Here is a 22,381-nt window from a genome sequence, read left to right on the forward strand (position 1 = left end):
GGGGTTCATCTTTTTAATCATCTTAAAGTAGTTAAGCGCCTGTGACTGACCTGAGCCATATCCGTAACTTTTCCATCATCGCCCACATTGACCACGGTAAATCCACCATCGCCGACCGCTTCATCCAGATGTGCGGTGGCCTGAGTGACCGTGAAATGGAAGCGCAAGTGCTTGATTCCATGGATCTGGAGCGCGAGCGCGGCATTACTATTAAGGCCCACAGCGTGACCCTTTATTACACGGCGCGCGATGGTAAAACCTACCAGCTCAACTTCATTGATACCCCCGGCCATGTGGACTTCACCTATGAAGTATCGCGCTCACTGGCGGCCTGTGAGGGTGCGTTGTTGGTTGTGGATGCCGGGCAGGGCGTAGAAGCTCAATCAGTTGCCAACTGCTACACCGCAATCGAGCAGGGTCTGGAGGTAATTCCGGTCTTGAACAAGATGGATTTACCGCAGGCAGAGCCAGATCGTGTCGCTCAGGAAATCGAAGACATTATCGGCATTGATGCCACCGAAGCCGTTCGTTGTTCAGCCAAGTCCGGCTTGGGTATGGAAGATGTATTGGAAGAGTTGGTGCGCTTGGTTCCGCCACCCGTTGGCGATGTGGATGCACCGCTGCAAGCATTGATTATCGATTCCTGGTTTGACAACTACCTAGGCGTTGTCTCATTGGTGCGCGTAAAGCAGGGCACCCTGCGCCTGAAAGACAAAATCATTACCAAAACCATCGGCAAAGCGCAGATTGTTGACGGTGTGGGCGTATTCAGCCCCAAACCTACCCAGTTAAAAGAACTCAAGGCGGGTGAAGTAGGCTTTGTGGTTGCCGGTATCAAAGACATTCACGGCGCGCCCGTGGGCGATACCATCACCCACGCGCAAACCCCTGATGTTGAGGCGCTGGAAGGTTTCCAGAAGATCAAGCCGCAGGTTTACGCCGGTATGTTCCCGATCAGTTCCGACGACTTCGAAGACTTCCGCGAAGCCTTGGCCAAGCTGACATTGAACGATGCTTCCTTGTTTTACGAGCCCGAAAGTTCGGATGCATTGGGTTTCGGTTTCCGCGTCGGTTTCCTCGGCATGTTGCACATGGAGATCATTCAGGAGCGTTTGGAGCGTGAATACGATCTCGACCTGATTACTACCGCGCCAACGGTAGTATTTGAGGTGGTGAAGCGTGGTGGCGAAGTGATCTTTGTTGATAACCCATCCAAATTGCCGGATCCGGGTTCTATCGAAGAAATGCGTGAGCCGATTGTTGAAGCCAACATCCTCGTGCCGCAAGAACATTTGGGTAACGTGATCACCCTGTGTATCGAAAAGCGCGGCGTGCAGAAAGATCTGCAGTTCACCGGTTCCCAAGTGCGCGTGCGTTATGAGTTGCCGATGAATGAAGTGGTCACCGATTTCTTTGACCGACTGAAATCTGTGAGTCGTGGTTATGCCTCGTTGGATTACAGTTTTGTTCGCTTCCAAGCGGCGAGTCTCGTGCGTTTGGACGTATTGATCAACAGTGAAAAAGTAGATGCCTTGGCGATTATTGTGCACCGCGATAAAGCCCACAGTATGGGCCGTTCACTCACCGAGAAAATGAAAGAGCTGATTCCGCGTCAGATGTATGACGTTGCGATCCAGGCCGCTATTGGTGGACAAATCGTTGCGCGTTCAACCGTAAAAGCATTGCGTAAAGATGTAACAGCCAAATGTTACGGTGGCGATGCTACGCGTAAGAAAAAGCTGTTGGAAAAACAAAAAGCCGGTAAGAAACGCATGAAGCAAGTGGGCAGTGTTGAAATTCCGCAAGCCGCTTTCTTTGCTGTACTGAAAATTGATAGCTAGTAAATATCGATAATAGTAACCGCAGACCAATAACACACTAAGGAAACTTGATGAGCAGTATTAACCTTCCTCTGATCCTCACGCTCGCGGTATTGATTACTGGTCTGGTGTGGTTGTTTGATGCCTTGGTGTTATCTCGCCCGCGCAAGCAAAAGGTGGCGGCTGTTGAAAAACAATTTGGCGGTATGGTGTTGGAATCCGAGCAGCAAAAAACTGCTTACGAGGAGGCCAAAGCGGTTGCTGCCAAAGAGCCGATGCTGGTTGAGTATTCCAAATCGTTTTTTCCGGTACTGTTTATTGTTTTCTTTCTGCGTTCGTTTTTGGTTGAGCCTTTTCAAATTCCTTCCGGCTCCATGATTCCGACCTTGGAAGTAGGCGATTTTATTCTGGTGAATAAATTCGCTTATGGTGTGCGCGCACCGGTATTAAATAAAGAAATAATCCCCATCGGTAAACCGCAGCGTGGCGATGTGATGGTGTTCTTTCCTCCCCATGCGCCAGAGACATACTATATTAAGCGGGTGATCGGTATCCCCGGTGATCACATCACTTACAACAATCATCAGCTGACTATTAATGGCACGGTTGTGGAAGAAAAGCTCATCGCTCAGTTGCCTGCCGGCGCACCAGTGTTGAAAATGACGAGCGAAAAAATTGACGATAAGACATTCACCACCCATAAATATCTAAGACCCAGCCGGTTAAGCATGCAGGGTTCATGGGTAGTACCGGCGGGGCACTACTTTATGATGGGTGATAATCGCGATAACAGCTTGGATAGTCGTGAATGGGGTATGGTGTCGGAAGACGCGATTGTGGGTAAAGCCTTTGCAGTCTGGATGCATTGGGATTCGTTCTTCAGTATTCCCTCGTTTGATCGTGCGGGCGTAATTCAATAATTTATTATCCTTTCAACTCCGGAGTTAAACCTGATGCGAGCCAATCAATATAAAACGATTAAACGCCAGCGCGGTTTAGGTATGTTGCAGTGGGCGCTGGTGATTGCGGTTGCTGGTTTCTTTTTGTTGTTTGCATTTAAAGTGGTCCCGCTCTACGCGGAGAATCGTTACGTTGAATCCGCCTTACGTTCGCTGGAAACGGGTGGCGAAAAAGTAGAACAAATGACCGATGCTGAAATTAAAAAGAAGCTCGGTAATTTTTATATGATCAACAATGTACGCAGTGAAGGTCCGACCAAAAACATCAAAATTGACCGTCGTAGTGAAGACCTGCTGATTACAATTGACTACGAAACCCGTGTTCCTCTTTTTTATAATATTGATTTGGTGTTGAGTTTCCAAAATCATCTGGACAGCTCCCGTCCCGGTCAATGTTGTAAGCCTGCTACAGCGACCAAATAACTTGTGTTAACACTTAAATACCAACGCCTTGAACAACGTCTCGGCTACTCTTTTAAAGACCAGCGCCAGTTACAGCTGGCGCTAACCCATCGCAGTCATGGCGCTACCAATAATGAACGCCTTGAATTCCTGGGCGACTCCATTCTGAATTTTATTATTGGTGAAGCTTTATTTACACGTTTGCCCGAGGCGCGTGAAGGTCAGTTAAGTCGCTTGCGCTCACAAATTGTAAAGGGCGATACACTTGCCTTATTGGCGCGAGAGTTTGAGCTGGGTGATTGCCTGATTTTAGGTGAAGGTGAACTTAAGTCCGGTGGCAAGAGCCGCGATTCCATTTTGGCCGATAGTGTAGAAGCTATTATTGGTGCAATCTATTTGGAGAGCGGTCTGGATGTTTGCCGCGAGCGAGTGCTCACCTGGTTTGCTCCACGGCTCAATGAGTTGAGCGCAAATACCAGCGCTAAAGACTCCAAATCCCGTTTGCAGGAATATTTGCAGTCACAGCGCCAACCCTTGCCTGAATACGTAGTTGCTGAAGTAGGTGGTGAAGGACATGCTCAGGTGTTTACTATTGAATGCCGCGTTGTGCTCGCTAAACAACCGACCCGCGCTATAGCATCAAACCGCCGTGAAGCCGAAAAACAAGCAGCTGCGTTAATGTTAGCGCAATTAAAAATCGATTGATTTTTCCTGTTCAACTACGCGCTTTTTTACAACTAACCCCTTATTTAGTAATTCTATGACCTTCACTTCAGATACAGAACATTCATCGGCCAGTCGCTGCGGTTATGTCGCCATTGTAGGTCGTCCTAATGTGGGTAAGTCGACATTGCTCAATCATATACTTGGGCAAAAAATCAGTATTACCTCGCGCAAACCACAAACAACGCGTAATGCGGTGGTGGGAATTAAAACCGAAGGCGATGTACAGATTATTTTTGTCGATACTCCTGGCATGCACCTTGGGCAACAGAAAGCGATTAACCGTTACATGAACAAAGCGGCCACCAGCGCGATGAAAGATGTCGATGTAGTGGTGTTTGTCGTGGATCGTTTTATCTGGACGGAAGAGGATGAAGCGGTTGCTGAAAAATTGCAGCACTTGCCTTGCCCGATTATTTTGGCCGTGAACAAAGTGGATCAAATTGAAGACAAAGAAAGCCTTCTTCCTCACTTGCAAACCCTGTCAGAAAAACTCAACGTCGCGGAAATTGTACCCATGTCTGCGCTGCGCAATACCAATTTGGATCGTTTGGAGGCGCTGATCACCGAGCGTTTGCCCGAAGGTGTGCATATGTACCCGGATGACCAGATTACCGATCGCAGCTCGCGCTTTATGGCGGCAGAAATTGTGCGTGAAAAAATTACCCGTCAATTGGGCGATGAATTGCCCTATGAAATGGCAGTTGAGATTGAAGAGTTCAAACAAGAAGGTAATTTGCTCAATATCTCTGCGCTTATTTTGGTGGAGCGCGACGGCCAGAAAAAAATTCTGATTGGCGATAAGGGTGCGCGTATCAAATTAATCGGCACCGAAGCGCGTGTTGATATGGAAAAGCTATTTGAGATGAAAATCATGCTCAAATTGTGGGTCAAGGTAAAATCCGGTTGGTCAGATGATGAGCGCGCCTTGCGCAGTCTCGGTTATAACGAGTTTTAATGCCTGCTTATGCGTGTTGATCTGCAGCTCGCATATATCCTTCACACGCGTCCCTATCGCGATACCAGTTTGCTTATCGATTTGCTCACGCCCGATTATGGGCGTGTCACCGCTGTAGCGCGTGGTGTGCGTAAAAATAAAACCCCCAAGCGTCAACTGCTCAATCCTTTTAGCCGTCTGCTCGTATCATGGCAGGGCAAAACGGATATGAAGTTGCTAACTAGTTTTGAATCGGACAACCTTTTCCTCTCACTCACGGCGAATCACTTGTATTCGGGTTTTTACCTGAATGAATTACTGGTGCGTTTGTTGCCAGAGATGGATAGCCATAATGGCATTTATCATGCTTATGAGCATAGTTTGCAGGCGCTGCAAATGGGTGAGGATATAGAGCCCTTGTTGCGTGCCTTTGAATTTAGATTGCTGGAGGAGTTGGGTTATGGCTTGGATTTCACCCAGGATGCACGTAACCATTGCGCTATAGTGCCGGAAGGGTGGTATGAGTGTCATATCCAAGAGGGTTTTTTTAGTGCGGCTCCTGATATTCCTGAACACTTTTTACTAAAAGGTGAAGCGCTATTGGCAATTGCTGTCGGTGACTATTCCAGCTCTATCACTCGCCTTACTGCCAAACAACTAGCGCGACGCTTACTCAAACCACTGCTTGGTAGTCGTCCACTCAATAGTCGCGAATTATTTGTTCAGCACAAGCCTACAGAGTAAAACCGCGTAGCGGTCAGGTGACTGCAGGTCAGAATGCTGTCTGAATTGATCAGGCGAGTGTTTTCTCCAAACCAAAAAGCGCGTCTATATCTTTATTGGTTCCCCAGCGAATTAAATCATCCAATGCGTGATTAAGTGCGGGAATTGCATCGCGTGCCTGCTCGTATTGTGTGCTTTGAAATAATTTATCCAGTAGGCCGCTGATGTGCTTTAAGCGGGGCACGCCGCAATAACAGCTACTGCCATAGAGACGGTGAATCAATTCCCCAGCCTCATCAAAATCACCGTTGTTAAGCGCATCATTAATTTGTTGTTTTTCACTTTCTAATCCCGCCAACAGCATACTTAACATGTCGCGTGCCAGCGCCGGTTTATTGTTGGCGAGTTTTAAGCAGAGGTTTATATCTACTGAGCCAGTGTGATCCTCCGTGGGAATTCCTGGTTTGTTAGTGCTTTTTTCTTCGATCTGGATGACGACTTCTTTTTTGCCGGTAAGCGTGGCCCAGCGATTAATAATGTGCGCCAGTTGTGATTCGTTGACGGGTTTACTGATGCAGTCATCCATGCCCGCAATTAATAGTTCCGCTTTTTGCTCAGTAATGGTATGTGCTGTTAGCGCAATAATTGGCGTGCGACGTTTACCTTGTTCGAGTGCGCGAATATGGCGTGTCGCTTCCATGCCATCCATGCCGGGCATTTGGATGTCCATAAAAATCACATCGAACTCGTGTTCGCTGCAGGCTTCAATCGCTTGCTTGCCGCTGTTTGCTTGCACTACCTGAGTATTTAAGCCGCGCAATAACTCTGAAGCCAACTGCAAATTGGCCGGGTTATCATCCACTAATAACACGCTGGCGCTAGGGCGCAGCGCTTCTTCGTCATCCTGCTCGCGCAGATCTTTAATGTGCAAATCCAGTTGTCGCCCGAGCGTTTGCAGCAGTGCATCATAGGATGTAGGTTTGTTAATAAATAATACGCGGGATTTTTCTGCATAGGAGCGGAACAATCGTTGATGCGCTGTGGTGCAGCAGGCAATGAGTGTGCAGTTAAATTCAGTATGCAGTTGCTCAGCGAGATTATTTAATAAAATGGGTGGGATTTTTCGCTCGTTGGGTGGGATATCCAAAATCAACAAATCAAAACTTTTATGTTCATCGCGGGCACTGCGCAGCATAGGGAAGCAGTCATGTATGGCGGGAATGCTCTGCGTATTGGCATTCCACTCGTGCAATAAGTTATTTAATTGTTTGATGGATGCGGGATTTTCGCCACACAACAAAATGCGATAGTCGCTCAGGTTGGCCAATTGATTGGGAGCAGGTTGGCGTTTGTCTATGCCAAGGCGTGCCGTAAACCAAAAGGTGGAACCTTTATCTGGCTCACTCACTACGCCTATTTCACCGTTCATACGCTCTACCAAACCTTTGCAAATCGCGAGGCCAAGTCCGGTGCCTTCGTGCTCGCGACTGCTGGAGGAATCGGCTTGAATAAAGGGGCTAAACAATTGCTCCTGCTCTTCGCGCGACAGCCCTATGCCTTCATCGCTCACACAGACTTTGAGCGTGATTTGTGTTTCCTGACGCTGCAAAATACTGACATCAATGATGATGTTACCTGACGTACTGTATTTGATGGCATTGCTCACCAGATTGGATAGCACTTGTTTAAAGCGTAATGCATCACCCAATAAGTTTTTAGGGATGCAGCGCTCTACATAACTTATCAATTCCAAATTTTTATCGTGTGCATCCGGTGCAAAAATATGTAGCACTTCATCGATGGAGTGGCGAATTGGCAGCGGTGCGTAATCCAGTGTGAGTTTACCGGACTCAATCTTGGAGAAATCGAGAATACCGTTAATCACAGTTAACAGGTTTTGCGCAGAGTCGCGAATCGTTTCCATATATTCGCGCTGCTGTTCATTAAGGTCCGTTTTTAACGCAAGGTTGATAAACCCTAAAATTCCATTGAGTGGCGTGCGAATTTCATGGCTGGTATTGGCGAGAAATTCAGATTTCACCCGACTGGCTTCCAAGGCTTCTTTGCGCGCAAGGTCCAATTCCACGTTTTGAATTTCAATGGTTTCCAATGTTTCGCGCAGGTCTTCAATCGCGTGGTCGATATGCGATTGCATATCCGCCTGCGCCGCTTCCATGTAATCCGCCATGGTATTGATTGATTCAGCAAGCCCTAAAAACTCGCGCGAGTGTTGTTGCTCAACCCGCTCATTGAGTCGCCCGCGCGCCAAACCCTGCACCACATTATTGATGTGTTCCAATGGTTCAGTAATGCGGTAGTAGAGTGAGATCGCAAAGTAAGCGCCGATAATCAAACATAAAATAGTAATAGCAATGGTGAGTACAATGGCTTCGTAGCGCACTACTGCAAACGGCGCGGTTAATAATTCCAGCTCAACCCAACCGATAGTATTGGTATTGTTGCGACTGACCAGTGGGTGAGAAAAACGCAGGGTGCGATAGGTACGGTATTCGGTGGGGGCATCCATACTCGGGGCACTTGCATCATCGCCCCCCATAAATTGTGGGCCGCTATGAAAATGTTGTTTGGCATCGGCATGGTAAGCGCGTATTGCACGTATATAAGGTTCTTCAATCGAGGCATCCAAAATGTGCTGGATTAATTCGGCATTGTTTTCAAGGATGGGTTTGTGCAGCAGGTGCGCAGTCTTTTGTGCAAGCAAGCTCCCGCGTAAATCGATAAATTTATTAATTTGCGAGATACACAAATAGGTCAGGCTGGTGGCGATGAGAATAATGATGATAAACGAGGGGATAAAAATCAGGCGCCAGACATCAGATTTAATATTGCTGTGTTTATTTTTGCTGACAGGATTCATAACAACGCGGGCCTTATTTTTGTGGTAATCCGGAAATTGGCTAATAGTCCAGTGGCGAGCAGTAAGTTTTAACACCAAGTGTTCGCAGGCAGGGTGATCGCGGGTAGAATAGCCGCCTCCCGCGCGGCTGCGCAACGGTAGCGTGGAAAAGCATAGCTCCTTCCGCCAAATAAAAGCCGGCTTGTAACCTGATTTAACCACTCCGAGGTCAGTATGGAATTCCCCACCATTGAAGCATTTGTTGGTAATACTCCGCTGGTGCGCTTGCAGCGCCTGCCCGGTGTGACCAGCAATACCTTGCTGGTGAAGCTGGAGGGCAATAATCCAGCGGGCTCGGTAAAAGATCGTCCCGCACTGTCCATGATCAGTCGCGCCGAATTGCGCGGCGACATCAAGCCAGGCGATACCTTAATTGAAGCAACCAGCGGCAATACCGGCATCGCCCTGGCGATGGTGGCGGCGATCAAAGGCTACCGCATGATTTTAATCATGCCCGACAATTCCACTGCGGAGCGCAAGGCCTCCATGTTGGCTTATGGTGCGGAGCTAATTTTAGTCAGCAAAGAAGCGGGCATGGAAGGCGCGCGTGATCTCGCCCTAAAAATGCAAGCAGAGGGTAAGGGCAAGGTGCTCGATCAATTTGGTAACGCCGATAATCCGCTTGCCCACTACACCACTACTGGCCCGGAATTGTGGCAACAGACCGGTGGCACCATCACCCATTTTGTCAGCTCCATGGGCACCACCGGTACTATTATGGGGACCTCGCGTTTTCTCAAAGAAAAAAATCCGGCTATTCAGATTATTGGTTTGCAGCCGTCTGAAGGGGCGCAAATTCCTGGCATTCGCCGCTGGCCAGAAGCCTATCTGCCCAAAATTTACGAGCGCGACCGCGTGGATGGCATTGTAAATATGCCCCAAGCCTTGGCAGAGCAAACCATGCGCGAGCTGGCGCGCAAAGAAGGTATTTTTTGCGGCGTGTCATCCGGTGGCTCAGTGGCGGCGGCATTGGAACTGAGCCAACAGGTGGAAAATGCGGTGATAGTGGCGATTATTTGTGATCGCGGTGACCGTTATTTATCGTCCGGTTTATTCAATCAGTAATAATTTCTTTCTTCCTCGGTGATGGTGGGGTTTCGCTTTTGCGGCGATAGCCAGCGTACTTTTATAGTTTGTTTTTAGCGGATTTTTTCATGGCACACAAAAACGGCAAAACTCCCTCCGGCGGCTCTGCTAAAAAAGGCGGCAGCCTGCTCGGTAAAAAGCCGCGTCCCAAAAAAGCGGATGGCAAAGTCTATGTGCGCGATGACGCGCCGCGCCGCAATCAACCGCGCGCGGCGGAAAAGGTGTTGCCACAATTTAATAAACGCCTGGGTGAATTCACTATCGACCGTTTAAGCCACGATGGTCGAGGTGTGGCTGATCTGGACGGAAAAACTATTTTTATCGCCGGTGCGTTAGTGCATGAAACCGTCAGCGCCCGTTTGGTGGAAGAACATGCGCGTTTTATCGATGCACGGGTTGATCAGTTGATTGAGGCATCGCCTGAGCGGGTTGCGCCGCCTTGCGTGCATTACGCACAGTGCGGCGGCTGTCAGTTGCAACATATGCAACCGTCCCAGCAGTTGCTGATGAAACAGGATTCGCTGCTGCAGCAATTAAAACGCTGGGGCGGGGTAGAGCCAAAGCGTGTGCTTGCACCGATTACCTTGGCGGATACCGGTTATCGCAGCCGTGCGCGTTTGGGCGTTTGGTATGAAGATGATGGCAGTGTGAGCCTTGGCTTTCGTCAGCACTACAGCAACCAAATTACCCAGGTCGATCAGTGTTTGGTATTGGCGCCCGAGTTGAACAAATTGCTCGCGCCATTGCGTGTCTGGCTAACCGAATTGCGTGCGGCCAAAGCGGTTACCCATGTCGAACTGGTTAAAGGGCAAGCCGATGGTTCGCTCAGTAATAGTGCGATTATTGTCCGTCACACCAAAAAACTGGCCGAGGCTGATTTGAGCGCGCTGGCACAGTTGGCTGCACAACAGCAGGTGAGTGTCTGGCTTGAGCCAAACGGCAATCTGGGGCTCACGGATCTGCAGGGCAATAGCTGCGACCCACGTTTGCATTATGAAGTGGCTGGCCTGAAGCTCGCCTATCACCCGCAGGATTTCACCCAGGTTAACCCGCAAGTTAACCAGTTGATGGTTGCCCAAGCGCTGGAATTATTGGCACTGAAACCGGATGACCGCGCACTCGATTTATTCTGCGGCATAGGTAATTTCACCCTGCCCATGGCGCGCCAGTGCGCGGAGGTAGTGGGCATTGAGGCGGTCGAATCCATGGTGTTGCGCGGGCGCGAAAATGCGGAGGCCTTGCATATCGGCAACGCAAAATTTATCGCCGCGAACCTGACGGATATGACCCATACTCAATTGCAGCGCTTGGGGGGCAACATTAATGCGCTCTTGTTAGACCCGCCCCGCGATGGTGCAAAAGACATTATTACCAGCATTCAGCGCTGGGTAATAGGTAAGCAACTTTCACCCAAGCGAATTGTCTACGTCAGTTGCAACCCGGCGACTTTGGCGCGGGATTCAGCGCTGCTTGCCGAGGTGGGTTATGCGCTGGATGCGGTGGGTGTGCTGGATATGTTCCCGCATACCAGCCATGTTGAGTCTATGGCGCTGTTCTTGCTGAAGAAATAAAACTACCCATTCGCCTTTTGTTAGCGAAGGGCATGCAAACCTCGATTGAATTTATGTGTTTACCGGCCTGCGCGGCCGGTGGCACGCAAGAATAAGTAAGGCGAACCTCATGGTTAAAGTCAGAGCAGATCACCCTATAGCCGCCGATGGTCAGGTGGATATAGATGCCTGGATCGACCGCTTGAACAAGTCCTCCCTGCAATCCGATACCAGTCGCGCCGAACTGCGTCGTGCGGCGGAGCTCAGTTTGTCGCTGGTGGATATTCACGCCGAAGACGATCACAACTGGGGTGAGGATTTTTCCTGCTTTCGCATCGGTTTGGAGATGGCGGAAATCCTCGCGGATTTACAGTTGGATCAAGATGCGCTGGTAGCGGCGATTCTCTACCGCGCCGTGCGCGAGCACAAAATTACGTTGGTGGAATTGCAAAACCGCTTTGGTGAAACCGTGGCCAAGTTGGTAAAAGGTGTGCTGCGTATGGCGGCCATCAGCTATCAGCGCAATGAGCACGAAGACCGGGTATTAGGTTCACAAGCAGTCGAGCAGGCGGAGAAAATTCGCAAAATGCTGGTGTCCATGGTGGATGATGTGCGTGTTGCGCTGATCAAATTGGCCGAGCGCACTTGTGCCATCCGCTCGGTGAAAAACGCCGAAGCTGACCGCCGTCGACAAGTAGCCCGTGAAGTGGCGGATATTTATGCGCCGCTCGCCCATCGCTTGGGTATTGGTCATATCAAATGGGAGCTGGAGGATTTGTCCTTCCGCTACCTGCAACCCGAAGATTACAAACGCATCGCCAAGTTGTTGGACGAGCGCCGGTTAGCGCGCCAGGAATATATCGACAAGCTGTTGGAGCGGCTGCGCAGCGAGTTGAAAAAAGCCGGTATTGAAGGTTCGGTGGGCGGGCGGGCCAAACACATTTACAGCATCTGGCGCAAAATGCAGCGCAAGGGCATTCCCTTTTCACAGGTGTACGATATTCGCGCGGTGCGTATTTTGGTGCCGACAGTGCGCGATTGTTACGCCGTGCTGGGTATAGTTCATAGCCTCTGGCGCAATATTCCCCACGAGTTTGACGACTACATCGCTTCGCCCAAAGAGAACGGCTACCGCTCGCTGCATACCGCCGTGTGGGGGCCGGAAAACAAGGTGTTGGAAATCCAGATCCGCACCCAGGAAATGCACGAGGAATCTGAGCTCGGGGTGTGTGCTCACTGGCGCTATAAGGGCACCGACACCAAAGCGACCCAGGATGGCTACGAGCAGAAAATCGCCTGGCTGCGCCAAGTTCTGGAGTGGCACGAGGAGCTGGGTGGCGATCCATCCCACCTGCAGGACGACCTGCGCGCGGTGAATCAGGATCGTATCTACGTCTTTACGCCGGAAGGTCATGTGGTGGATTTACCACGCACCGCCACGCCGCTTGATTTTGCCTACAAGATCCACACCGATGTCGGCCATCGCTGCCGTGGTGCTAAGGTCAACAACCGCATAGTGCCGCTTAATTACCAGCTCACCAATGCCGATCAGGTGGAAATTCTTACCGGTAAATTGGAATCGCCCAGTCGCGACTGGCTCAACATGGCCTTGGGTTATGTGAATACCGGTCGCGCCCGCGCCAAAATCCAGCATTGGTTTAAACAGCAAGCGCGCGATAAAAACATCGCCGAAGGTCAGGCGCTGCTGGATCGCGAATTCAAACGTCTGGCGCTGCTGGATTTGGACTTCGAAGCGCTGGCGCAAAAGCTGCACTTCAATAGCCTTGATGACCTCTACGCCGCCGTTGGCGCCAGCGATATCGGTGTCGGCCAGGTATTAAATGCCGCGCAAAAACAACTGGATGACGCCAATCCGCAGCAGCCGCTGATTCCGTTTAAAAGCAGTAAAGCGACGCGCCAGAAAAAGGATTCGGATTTTTACATCGAAGGTGTGGGCAACTTGCTTACCCAAATCGCAAACTGTTGTAATCCGGTGCCGGGTGATGCCATTACCGGCTACATCACCCTGGGCAAAGGCGTGTCCATTCACCGTCAGGATTGCAACAACATTCTGCAGCTGCAGGCCGATGAACCCCAGCGCATTATCAAAGTGGAGTGGGGCGAAACACCGCAGAGCCTCTACTCGGTGGATATAGTGATTGAAGCTTACGACCGCTATGGTCTGCTCAAAGACATCACCGTGTTGCTGGATACCGAGCGCATCAATATTGTGGCCATGCAAACCTTGTCGGATAAACGCAAAAATACCGTGGATATGCAGGTGACCGTGGAGATTCGCGGCTTTGATGAGTTGAGTCGCATACTCACCAAACTCAACCAGCTGCCCAACATCGCCTCCGCGCGCCGTAAACACTAGGCGCGCTGCCAAACATCAGGAATAACTTGTGAGTCAGTACAGCATCGACGATTTGCTCTATTTAATGGCGCGCCTGCGCGACCCTGAAGCCGGCTGCCCCTGGGATATCAAACAGGACTACGCCAGCATCGCTCCCTCCACGTTGGAAGAGGCCTATGAAGTGGTTGATGCGATTGAAAAGCAGGATTTTGTCCACTTAAAAGAAGAGTTGGGCGATTTACTGTTTCAGGTAATTTTCTACAGCCAATTGGGCCAAGAGGAGCAGCGTTTTGAGTTTGCGAGCGTAGTATCGGATTTGGTCGCCAAACTGATTCGTCGCCACCCACACGTCTTTCCCGACGGAACCTTGCACAGCCGCGTAGACAATCGCCATACCTTGCCGGTCGATGTCAAAGCGCGCTGGGAGGCAATCAAACAGCAGGAGCGTGCTGCCAAAGGTGCGCAGGGTTTACTGGCCGATGTGCCGTTAAATCTGCCCTCGCTGAGCCGTGCGGCCAAACTGCAAAAGCGCGCCGCCAGCGTGGGCTTTGATTGGCATGATGTCTACGGCCCTATCGCCAAAGTGCGTGAAGAATTGCTGGAAGTGGAAGCCGAGTTGGACTCGGGTGATCAACAGGCGCTGGAAGAAGAGCTGGGTGATTTATTGTTTGCGGTAGTAAACATTGCCCGCTACCAAAAAATCGACCCAGAACAGGCATTGCGTCGCGCCAATCACAAGTTTGAGCAGCGTTTTCACTATATCGAAACGCATTCGCCCAAACCCTTAACCGACGCGACGATTGATGAAATGAATCTGCTCTGGGATGAGGCAAAACAGCAGTAGCTGCGGTTCGCGGCACAAAGCGGTAGTTAGATTAGTAACAAAAAAGGCGCCCCTCTGGCGCCTTTTTTGTTGGTGTTTTCGTTATTGGTCTGTATCCAATTTGCGCTTGGGTTTTTGGATCACTAGAGTTTTAACCGCCGGTTTGGGGGCGGCGGGTTTTTGTCCGGCCAGTTTACTGCTGGGATTCTTGCCCGCGCCAGTTTTGGTGCTCGAGCGAGCGGGTTTATCACTCTTGTGATTAGCCTCTGGCCGTTGTGGGTTGCCCGCTGGTTTATTGTGCGCAGGGCGTTGCGATTTGTTGCGTGGCACTGCTCGCCCAACGGATTTAATCGCCGATGCGGGAATATTGACGTTTTCAGTCTTGTATTTACCTTGTTCGATTCCCTCCAGTGTCCAGTTGCCAATTTTTACCCGCACCAAACGCAGGGTAGGGTGACCGACCGCGGCTGTCATACGTCGCACTTGGCGATTGCGCCCTTCAGTGATCACAATTTCCAACCATTGGGTGGGAATATTTACCCGTGTGCGGATCGGCGGAACCCGCTCCCAGAGTTTGGGGGTGGCAATCAAGCGCACTTCGGCGGGTTGGGTCATGCCATCGTTCAGTTCAACACCCTGGCGCAGTTTAGTCAGGGCATAGCTGTTGGGCGCTCCCTCGACTTGCACCCAGTAGGTTTTGGGCTGTTTGTGGGCGGGGTGGCTAATGTAGTGCTGCAAATCGCCATCGTCGGTGAGCAGTAGCAAGCCCTCGGAATCATGGTCGAGCCGCCCGGCGGGATAGACCTGAGGTACGTTGATATAGTCTTTGAGTGTGGCACGGCCTTCACCATCGGTGAATTGCGAGAGCACGCCAAAGGGCTTATTGAACAGAATCAGGGTGGCCATAAATCACTACACAATTGACAGGGAACGAGCGGGGCATCAACCAAAAACGCGATTCTATCCGAGATCGCGCCCACTGCCATAGCAACTAATCCATGCATAAAAAGCGGCGGAGGTGTAGAATCGCCGCGCTCTGGCAAGGGGGAGTTCCCTGTGGCGGGGCTCTTTTTCTAAATTTTCATACTGTTAATGGTAGAGCTCACAAGGCCGAGCCGCATGAATTGATGGAGCCATCTGTAAATGACTGATTCAAAAATTATCTATACCCAAACTGACGAAGCCCCAGCCTTAGCAACTTACTCTTTACTCCCCATAGTCCAATCCTTCACCAAAACTGCCGGCATTGCCATCGAGACTCGCGACATTTCGCTCTCTGGCCGCATCATTGCTGCATTCCCCGAGCGTTTGACTGAAGCCCAGCGTATTGGCGATCACCTGGCTGAGCTCGGCACACTGGCGACTACGCCGGAAGCCAACATTATCAAGCTGCCGAATATCAGTGCGTCTATCCCGCAGCTGAAGGCCGCGATTAAAGAATTACAAGCACAGGGTTACAACCTGCCTGATTACCCTGAAGTGCCATCGAATGACGATGAAAAAGACGCAAAAGCGCGTTACGACAAAATTAAAGGTTCTGCGGTAAACCCGGTATTGCGTGAAGGTAACTCGGATCGTCGTGCACCACTGTCAGTCAAAAACTACGCGCGTAAAAACCCGCACAAAATGGGTGCTTGGGCGGCTGACTCCAAATCTCACGTGGCACACATGACGGCGGGTGATTTCTACGGCAGCGAAAAGTCAGCGCTGATCGCTGAGGCGGGCAGTGTAAAAATCGAATTGGTTGCCAACGATGGCAGCACTAAAGTATTGAAAGAGACAGTAAAAGTCCTCGCTGGCGAAATTATTGATGCCTCGGTACTGAGCAAAAAAGCACTGCGCAGCTATATCGCCGCGCAAATTGAAGACGCTAAAAACCAAGGTGTATTGCTCTCTGTACACCTGAAAGCCACCATGATGAAAGTGTCTGACCCGATTATCTTCGGTCACTTTGTCTCGGTGTTCTACGCGCCAGTGTTGGAAAAACACGCGGCGGTATTGAGCGAGTTGGGCGTAGACCTGAACAACGGTTTGGGCGATCTCTACGCTAAAATCAAATCCCTGCCAGCGGATAAACAAGCGGAAATTGAAGGCGACATCAAAGCGCTGTACGCCACTCGCCCCGCATTGGCGATGGTGAATTCCGACAAGGGCATCACCAACCTGCACGTACCGAGCGACGTGATTGTAGATGCCTCCATGCCAGCGATGATTCGCGATTCCGGCAAAATGTGGAATACCGAAGGCAAACTGCAAGATACCAAAGCCTGTATTCCTGATCGCTGCTACGCCGGTATCTACCAAGTGGTTATCGACGATTGTAAAAAACACGGTGCGTTTAACCCAACCACTATGGGCAGCGTGCCTAACGTAGGCCTGATGGCGCAAGCCGCTGAGGAGTACGGTTCACATGACAAAACTTTCCAAATCGCTGCTGACGGTGTTGTACGTGTAGTAGATGCAGCGGGCAAAGTGTTGATTGAACAAGCGGTTGAGCAGGGCGATATCTTCCGTATGTGCCAAGTGAAAGATGCACCCATCCAGGATTGGGTAAAACTGGCCGTTAATCGCGCCCGCGCATCAGGCACTCCAGCGGTGTTCTGGTTGGATCCAAAACGCGCGCACGACGCCCAACTGATCGCCAAGGTAACTACCTACCTGAAAGACCACGATACCAGCGGCCTCGAGATTTACATCAAAACCCCGGAAGAGGCGATTCAATACTCGCTCGACCGTATCCGTGCCGGTAAAGACACTATCTCTGTGACCGGTAACGTATTGCGCGATTACCTCACCGATCTGTTCCCGATTATGGAACTGGGCACCTCTGCAAAAATGTTGTCGATTGTTCCTTTGATGAACGGCGGCGGTCTGTTTGAAACTGGCGCTGGTGGTTCTGCACCGAAACACGTGCAACAGTTTGTAGAGGAAGGCCATCTGCGCTGGGATTCACTGGGTGAGTTCCTGGCTCTGGCTGAATCGCTGGATCACTTTGGCAATGTGACTCACAACGCTAAAGCCAAAGTATTCGCCAAGACCTTGGATCAAGCTAACGGCAAGTTCCTCGATGAAAACAAGTCTCCCGGTCGTGCGGCGGGTGAATTGGATAACCGTGGCAGTCACTTCTACCTGGCGCTCTACTGGGCGCAAGCCTTGGCTGCCCAAACTGAAGATGCTGCATTGCAAGCGCAATTTGCACCGGTAGCCAAAACCTTGACTGAAAACGAAGCCAAGATTGTGGATGAACTCAAAGCTGCTTCTGGCAAGCCGGTTGATTTGGGTGGTTACTACCGTCCCGATGTGGCCAAAGCCTCTGCGGCTTTGCGCCCAAGTGCAACCTTTAATGCGGTATTGGCCAGCTTGGTGTAATAGCTCTAAAGCGTTGCATTAAGTGTGAACAACGCGAAAAGCCCTCCGTAGTGATACGGGGGGCTTTTTTCTTGATGCCTTTTTTATTAGCTAGGCAGGGATAGCCTTGGCGTGATGGCTAATTGGCTGTGCGGTGGCTTCAGGTACTTTGATCTCGACGGCATGCAAGCCTTTGTCGCCCTTGGTAATCTCAAAGCTAACGGCCTGTCCGGCTTTCAAGGTTTTATAACCTTCCATCGCGATGGCCGAATAGTGTGCAAATAGATCTTCGCCACCTTCGTCCGCCAGGATAAAGCCATAACCTTTTGCGTTATTGAACCACTTAACTGTGCCTGTAGGCATGATTGAATCCTTCTGTCCGCGCGATACCTGGAAAAATTGGTATCGCTATCGTTATTATTTTCCCAAGTGTTAGAACAACTCGGGGGTATGGACTTGGTGCTCTACTCCAGGTGAAGCATGCTCATTGTGCGGCCTACTAAAACGATTTAGGCGCAATCCGCACAATATGACGTATTTGTGTACGTCGGCGGTCTTTTTTTATCCAACATTTGACCCAAAGTCAAGCATTCATCCGTATCAACGCCCATTAGGGCTTGTTATGCCAATGGGGTACAATGCGGCTTGTCGACCAATCATTTTTATTTTGTATTGAATCTCTATGGGCAATCTCCAAAACCTTCAACTAACCTTAGCTAAAGACGATGATCATTCTGTTGATGAGTCGGATGGCGGCCTTGCTGTTCTAACGGAAAAGCCGAAGCTAAAACGTCCACCCATGTACAAGGTGATGTTGCTAAATGACGATTACACCCCAATGGATTTTGTGGTGGAAATATTGGAAGTGTTTTTTTCCATGTCGCGCGAGAAAGCAACACATGTGATGTTAACGGTACATGTTCACGGCAAAGCGGTTTGTGGCATCTATACTCGGGATATAGCTGAAACTAAAGCCGCGCAAGTGAATCAATATGCAAGAGAGAATCAGCACCCGCTGCTGTGTGAAATAGAAGCGGTAGAAGATAGTGACTAAAGCAGTTTGACAATCTTTTTAGGGCTGTAATATCGATTGCTTATGGGATTGTTCAGATGTTATTCAGCTGTTGACGGTTTAGATAAGGTCACTGCAGTGCGAAGAGATTTTAAATTTGTTGGCTAGAAGAGGGTATGCGCAATGTTAAGTAAAGATCTGGAAGTAACCTTAAATCTTGCTTTCAAAGGTGCGCGCTCCAAGCGTCACGAATTTATGACTGTTGAGCATTTACTTCTGGCGCTCATCGATAATGATTCGGCTGCGAATGTGTTGCGTGCGTGTGGGGCAGATTTAATCAGTTTACGTAAAGAGCTGATCGAATTTGTCGATTCCACCACCCCTTTAATCCCCGAACACGACTCTGAGCGGGAAACCCAACCTACGCTCGGTTTTCAACGTGTATTACAACGCGCCGTGTTTCACGTGCAGTCCTCTGGCAAACAAGAAGTTACTGGCGCGAATGTGTTGGTTGCGATTTTCAGTGAGCAGGAAAGCCAGGCTGTTTACTACCTCAAACAACAAAGTATTGCGCGTATCGATGTGGTGAATTACATCACCCATGGTATTCACAAAGTAAGTGGCAGTAGCGATCACAGCCACGATCATCAAGCTCCGCAAGAAAATCAGGATGAAGAATCCGTTAGTGGCGAATCAAGTTCACAAAGCCCACTGGAAAATTTCGCCAGTAATTTAAACGAAGCCGCAATGCAGGGGCGCATCGACCCGTTGGTTGGTCGTGAATTTGAAGTGGAGCGTGTCTGTCAAATTCTCGCTCGTCGCCGCAAAAATAACCCCCTGTTGGTGGGTGAATCCGGTGTGGGTAAAACCGCTATTGCAGAAGGTTTGGCAAAGCGCATTGTGGATGGTGATGTGCCCGAGACCTTGGCGGATAGTGTTGTCTATTCGCTGGACCTGGGTGCTTTATTGGCCGGTACCAAATATCGCGGTGATTTTGAAAAGCGCTTCAAAAGTTTGCTGAACGAACTGAAAAAGCAAAAGAACTCTATTTTGTTTATCGATGAGATTCACACCATTATCGGTGCAGGCGCTGCATCGGGCGGGGTAATGGATGCTTCCAATTTGCTTAAGCCACTGCTGTCATCTGGTGAAATCCGCTGCATGGGCTCAACCACTTATCAGGAATACCGCGGTATTTTTGATAAGGATCGCGCGCTTTCCCGTCGTTTCCAAAAAGTGGATGTTAATGAGCCGACTGTCGACGAAACATACCAAATATTGAAAGGGTTAAAGAGCCGTTTCGAGAAGCATCACAATTTGCGTTACACCGATGCTGCCTTGCGTGCGGCAGCTGAACTTGCAGAGCGTTATATTAACGATCGCTTCCTGCCCGATAAGGCAATCGATGTAATTGATGAAGCTGGTGCGTATCAACAATTGCAAACGCCCAGCAAGCGCAAAAAAACAATTGGCGTAACAGATGTGGAAAACGTCGTTGCCAAAATCGCGCGCATTCCTCCAAAAAGTGTGTCGTCTTCTGACAAAGAACAGCTGCGTAAGCTGGATCAGAATTTGAAGATGACCGTATTTGGTCAGGATGAGGCCATCGATACTTTGTCCACCGCGATTAAACTGTCGCGCGCCGGTTTGGGTTCAGCGGAGAAGCCTATTGGTTCCTTCCTTTTTGCAGGCCCCACCGGGGTAGGTAAAACCGAAGTCTGCCGCCAGTTGGCGCAATGTATGGGTATGGAGTTAATTCGCTTCGATATGTCCGAATATATGGAGCGCCATACAGTATCGCGTTTGATTGGTGCACCACCGGGTTATGTCGGTTTTGATCAGGGTGGTTTGTTGACGGATGCCATCACCAAACAACCCCATTGCGTGTTGTTGTTAGATGAAATTGAAAAGGCGCATCCAGAAGTCTTTAACTTACTGTTGCAGGTTATGGATCACGGTAGTCTGACCGATAACAATGGGCGCAAAGCGGATTTCCGCAATGTCATTTTGATTATGACCACCAACGCGGGTGCTGAAGTGATGAGCCGGGCGTCTATCGGCTTTACCCATCAAGACCACACCACCGATGGTATGGAAGCGATTAAAAAGATGTTTACGCCGGAGTTCCGCAACCGCCTGGATGCGATTGTGCAGTTTGCATCGCTAACCTTGAATACCATCAAAACTGTAGTTGATAAGTTCTTGATGGAATTGCAAACCCAGTTGGACGATAAGCACGTAACGCTCGACATTAGCGATGCGGCACGTGAGTGGCTGGCAATTCACGGTTACGACGTAAAAATGGGGGCTCGCCCTATGGCACGGTTGATTCAAGACAAGCTGAAAAAACCAATGGCGGAGGAGATACTGTTTGGTTCTCTGTCTCACGGTGGTGGAACGGTTACGGTAGATGTGGATGCGGTGGAAGACAAGCTCACTATTGAGGTCAATGCCAAGCACGCACAACCAGCTTGATCTGCTCTGATTCGAAAAAGGGAAAAAACAAAAAAGCCGCTAATTGCGGCTTTTTTGTTGCTTACTCGCGGTATTTTTCTATCAGTCCTGCCATTTCAGCAGGGCTTGGGGGATTAACGAGCGCGGTAAGTAATACGACCTTTAGTCAGGTCATAGGGAGTCATCTCAACCTTGACCTTGTCGCCAGTAAGAATACGGATATAGTTTTTGCGCATCTTGCCGGAGATGTGTGCGATAACCACATGTCCATTTTCCAATTTTACGCGGAAGGTAGTGTTGGGCAGTGTATCAACCACTTCGCCTTCAAATTCAATGCAATCGTCTTTTGCCATGCGGCAGTTTCCTCAGGTTTTCAATAGTTCTTGCCTGTTGCAGGGTGCGACAGGAGGGGGTAAAAAAATAGGCGTGAATTGTGCCTTAATTAACCAGCGGCGCCAAGGGGAAAGCCCATAAAAGGCAGTTTTTGAGTGAATTATGCAGTAACTTCGCTGCAAATATGAGCACAGATCGTGCGGTGATCTGTGCGGCTGCGGTAATGGCCTAGTTAAGTCGCATCCAGCGGCGGTTGACCAATAGTTCCAGCGGGCGGTATTGGATCTTGTATTTCATCTTGTCGCATTCCTTTATCCAATAACCCAAATAGACATAATCCAGATTCATGCTGCGTGCTTTTTCAATCTGCGCCAGTATGGCGAACTTGCCCAAGCTGCGCTGATCAAGCCCAGCCTCGTAGAAGGTGTAAACCGCTGACAATCCGTCCCCCAGTTGGTCGCAAACACAAACCCCAATAAGTTTTTCACCCAAACGCAGCTCAATAAACTGGGTGATTCCCCATTCACTGGTTAAAAATGCCTTGTATTGCTCTTCCGAGGGAGGATACATATCACCGCTTTGGTGGCGGTTTTCGATGTAGCGCGCATAGAGGCTGTAGTGTTCTTCGGTATTTATGTTGTTAGTGATATTTAGTGAAATATCGCTGTTCTGCTGTAAACAGCGGCGCTGTGAACGATTAGGTTTAAATAACCTGACGGGAATACGGCAGGACACACAAGCCTGGCAACGCAGGCATTGCGGGCGATACAAATGTGCGCCGCTACGACGAAAGCCAAGTTGTGACAATTGGGTATAAAGCGAAGGGTCTATTTCGGCTGCCGGATCTACAAAAACCGTCGTTGCCTCTTGCCCATTCAAATAGCTACAAGGGTGAGGTTGAGTGGCAAATAACTTGAGGGTAGAGAGATCGGACATGA

At 49.9% G+C, this 22,381-nt stretch carries 18 protein-coding genes; 13 read left to right on the forward strand and 5 right to left on the reverse strand.

Going from position 1 to position 22,381, the window contains the following annotated elements; all coding sequences use genetic code 11:
* Positions 1-41 precede the first annotated feature (41 nt).
* The 6 genes from lepA to recO are packed head-to-tail and all read left to right on the forward strand — an operon-like array spanning position 42 to position 5,585.
* On the forward strand, positions 42-1,841 hold the full coding sequence (gene lepA, locus NNX04_RS20760) for a translation elongation factor 4 (RefSeq protein WP_007643883.1): 1,800 nt from the start codon (positions 42-44) through the stop codon (positions 1,839-1,841).
* Between the two features lie 50 nt (positions 1,842-1,891).
* Positions 1,892-2,740 (forward strand): signal peptidase I, encoded by an 849-nt coding sequence (lepB, locus tag NNX04_RS20765; RefSeq protein ID WP_007643881.1) that lies wholly within the window; start codon positions 1,892-1,894, stop codon positions 2,738-2,740.
* A gap of 33 nt (positions 2,741-2,773) precedes the next feature.
* Positions 2,774-3,202 carry a DUF4845 domain-containing protein gene (locus tag NNX04_RS20770; protein WP_151058558.1) on the forward strand — a complete coding sequence of 143 codons (429 nt, stop codon included), beginning with the start codon at positions 2,774-2,776 and terminating at the stop codon, positions 3,200-3,202.
* Between the two features lie 3 nt (positions 3,203-3,205).
* The gene (gene rnc / locus NNX04_RS20775) at positions 3,206-3,886 is read left to right on the forward strand and encodes a ribonuclease III (protein ID WP_261947050.1); all 681 of its coding nucleotides are present in this window, start codon (positions 3,206-3,208) and stop codon (positions 3,884-3,886) included.
* A gap of 55 nt (positions 3,887-3,941) precedes the next feature.
* The gene (gene era, locus NNX04_RS20780) at positions 3,942-4,862 is read left to right on the forward strand and encodes a GTPase Era (RefSeq protein WP_007643875.1); all 921 of its coding nucleotides are present in this window, start codon (positions 3,942-3,944) and stop codon (positions 4,860-4,862) included.
* A 9-nt stretch (positions 4,863-4,871) separates the two neighbouring features.
* Positions 4,872-5,585 carry a DNA repair protein RecO gene (gene recO / locus NNX04_RS20785; protein WP_007643873.1) on the forward strand — a complete coding sequence of 238 codons (714 nt, stop codon included), beginning with the start codon at positions 4,872-4,874 and terminating at the stop codon, positions 5,583-5,585.
* Positions 5,586-5,634: 49 nt separating this feature from the next.
* On the opposite strand, the gene NNX04_RS20790 is transcribed toward recO, so the two are convergent.
* Positions 5,635-8,442: a response regulator gene (locus NNX04_RS20790; protein ID WP_261947051.1), complete on the reverse strand. Its 2,808-nt coding sequence runs from the start codon at positions 8,440-8,442 to the stop codon at positions 5,635-5,637.
* Between the two features lie 213 nt (positions 8,443-8,655).
* Between NNX04_RS20790 and cysM the strand changes: the two genes are divergently transcribed.
* The 4 genes from cysM (at position 8,656) to mazG (ending at position 14,317) form a co-directional block, all read left to right on the forward strand.
* Positions 8,656-9,546, forward strand: a complete 891-nt coding sequence (gene cysM / locus NNX04_RS20795; RefSeq protein WP_007643865.1) for a cysteine synthase CysM — start codon at positions 8,656-8,658, stop codon at positions 9,544-9,546.
* A gap of 89 nt (positions 9,547-9,635) precedes the next feature.
* Positions 9,636-11,138 (forward strand): 23S rRNA (uracil(1939)-C(5))-methyltransferase RlmD, encoded by a 1,503-nt coding sequence (gene rlmD, locus NNX04_RS20800; protein ID WP_261947052.1) that lies wholly within the window; start codon positions 9,636-9,638, stop codon positions 11,136-11,138.
* Positions 11,139-11,247: 109 nt separating this feature from the next.
* Positions 11,248-13,494, forward strand: coding sequence for a GTP diphosphokinase (relA, locus tag NNX04_RS20805; RefSeq protein ID WP_007643852.1), 2,247 nt, complete (start codon positions 11,248-11,250; stop codon positions 13,492-13,494).
* Positions 13,495-13,522: 28 nt separating this feature from the next.
* Positions 13,523-14,317, forward strand: a complete 795-nt coding sequence (gene mazG / locus NNX04_RS20810; RefSeq protein ID WP_261947053.1) for a nucleoside triphosphate pyrophosphohydrolase — start codon at positions 13,523-13,525, stop codon at positions 14,315-14,317.
* A gap of 81 nt (positions 14,318-14,398) precedes the next feature.
* On the opposite strand, the gene NNX04_RS20815 is transcribed toward mazG, so the two are convergent.
* Positions 14,399-15,202, reverse strand: coding sequence for a pseudouridine synthase (locus NNX04_RS20815; RefSeq protein WP_441303065.1), 804 nt, complete (start codon positions 15,200-15,202; stop codon positions 14,399-14,401).
* A gap of 237 nt (positions 15,203-15,439) precedes the next feature.
* Between NNX04_RS20815 and NNX04_RS20820 the strand changes: the two genes are divergently transcribed.
* Entirely contained in the window at positions 15,440-17,665 is a 2,226-nt protein-coding gene (locus NNX04_RS20820) for an NADP-dependent isocitrate dehydrogenase (protein ID WP_261947054.1), read from the forward strand.
* 90 nt (positions 17,666-17,755) lie between these two features.
* On the opposite strand, the gene cspD is transcribed toward NNX04_RS20820, so the two are convergent.
* Positions 17,756-18,007, reverse strand: coding sequence for a cold shock domain-containing protein CspD (cspD, locus tag NNX04_RS20825; RefSeq protein ID WP_261947055.1), 252 nt, complete (start codon positions 18,005-18,007; stop codon positions 17,756-17,758).
* Between the two features lie 319 nt (positions 18,008-18,326).
* On the opposite strand from cspD, the gene clpS reads away from it, so the two are divergent.
* Together clpS and clpA are read left to right on the forward strand one after the other, a co-directional pair.
* Positions 18,327-18,698, forward strand: a complete 372-nt coding sequence (gene clpS / locus NNX04_RS20830; protein ID WP_040392735.1) for an ATP-dependent Clp protease adapter ClpS — start codon at positions 18,327-18,329, stop codon at positions 18,696-18,698.
* 141 nt (positions 18,699-18,839) lie between these two features.
* Entirely contained in the window at positions 18,840-21,131 is a 2,292-nt protein-coding gene (gene clpA / locus NNX04_RS20835) for an ATP-dependent Clp protease ATP-binding subunit ClpA (RefSeq protein ID WP_007643842.1), read from the forward strand.
* 113 nt (positions 21,132-21,244) lie between these two features.
* Here clpA and infA read toward each other — a convergent pair whose 3' ends face one another.
* Positions 21,245-21,463, reverse strand: coding sequence for a translation initiation factor IF-1 (infA, locus tag NNX04_RS20840; RefSeq protein ID WP_007643841.1), 219 nt, complete (start codon positions 21,461-21,463; stop codon positions 21,245-21,247).
* Positions 21,464-21,671: 208 nt separating this feature from the next.
* A complete protein-coding gene (locus NNX04_RS20845; protein WP_261947056.1) occupies positions 21,672-22,379 on the reverse strand; it encodes an arginyltransferase in 708 nt (235 codons plus the stop codon).
* Positions 22,380-22,381: the final 2 nt, after the last annotated feature.

The organism is Cellvibrio sp. QJXJ (assembly GCF_024452345.1).
Classification (GTDB): domain Bacteria; phylum Pseudomonadota; class Gammaproteobacteria; order Pseudomonadales; family Cellvibrionaceae; genus Cellvibrio.

Coding starts and splice junctions, on each gene's coding strand:
- NNX04_RS20815 (WP_441303065.1), bottom strand. CDS start 15,202: ATGGCCACCCTGATTCTGTTCAATAAGCCCTTTGGCGTGCTCTCGCAA.
- clpA (WP_007643842.1), top strand. CDS start 18,840: ATGTTAAGTAAAGATCTGGAAGTAACCTTAAATCTTGCTTTCAAAGGT.
- NNX04_RS20790 (WP_261947051.1), bottom strand. CDS start 8,442: ATGAATCCTGTCAGCAAAAATAAACACAGCAATATTAAATCTGATGTC.
- cysM (WP_007643865.1), top strand. CDS start 8,656: ATGGAATTCCCCACCATTGAAGCATTTGTTGGTAATACTCCGCTGGTG.
- NNX04_RS20845 (WP_261947056.1), bottom strand. CDS start 22,379: ATGTCCGATCTCTCTACCCTCAAGTTATTTGCCACTCAACCTCACCCT.
- era (WP_007643875.1), top strand. CDS start 3,942: ATGACCTTCACTTCAGATACAGAACATTCATCGGCCAGTCGCTGCGGT.
- rlmD (WP_261947052.1), top strand. CDS start 9,636: ATGGCACACAAAAACGGCAAAACTCCCTCCGGCGGCTCTGCTAAAAAA.
- relA (WP_007643852.1), top strand. CDS start 11,248: ATGGTTAAAGTCAGAGCAGATCACCCTATAGCCGCCGATGGTCAGGTG.
- NNX04_RS20770 (WP_151058558.1), top strand. CDS start 2,774: ATGCGAGCCAATCAATATAAAACGATTAAACGCCAGCGCGGTTTAGGT.
- cspD (WP_261947055.1), bottom strand. CDS start 18,007: ATGCCTACAGGCACAGTTAAGTGGTTCAATAACGCAAAAGGTTATGGC.
- infA (WP_007643841.1), bottom strand. CDS start 21,463: ATGGCAAAAGACGATTGCATTGAATTTGAAGGCGAAGTGGTTGATACA.
- recO (WP_007643873.1), top strand. CDS start 4,872: ATGCGTGTTGATCTGCAGCTCGCATATATCCTTCACACGCGTCCCTAT.
- lepB (WP_007643881.1), top strand. CDS start 1,892: ATGAGCAGTATTAACCTTCCTCTGATCCTCACGCTCGCGGTATTGATT.
- clpS (WP_040392735.1), top strand. CDS start 18,327: ATGGGCAATCTCCAAAACCTTCAACTAACCTTAGCTAAAGACGATGAT.
- NNX04_RS20820 (WP_261947054.1), top strand. CDS start 15,440: ATGACTGATTCAAAAATTATCTATACCCAAACTGACGAAGCCCCAGCC.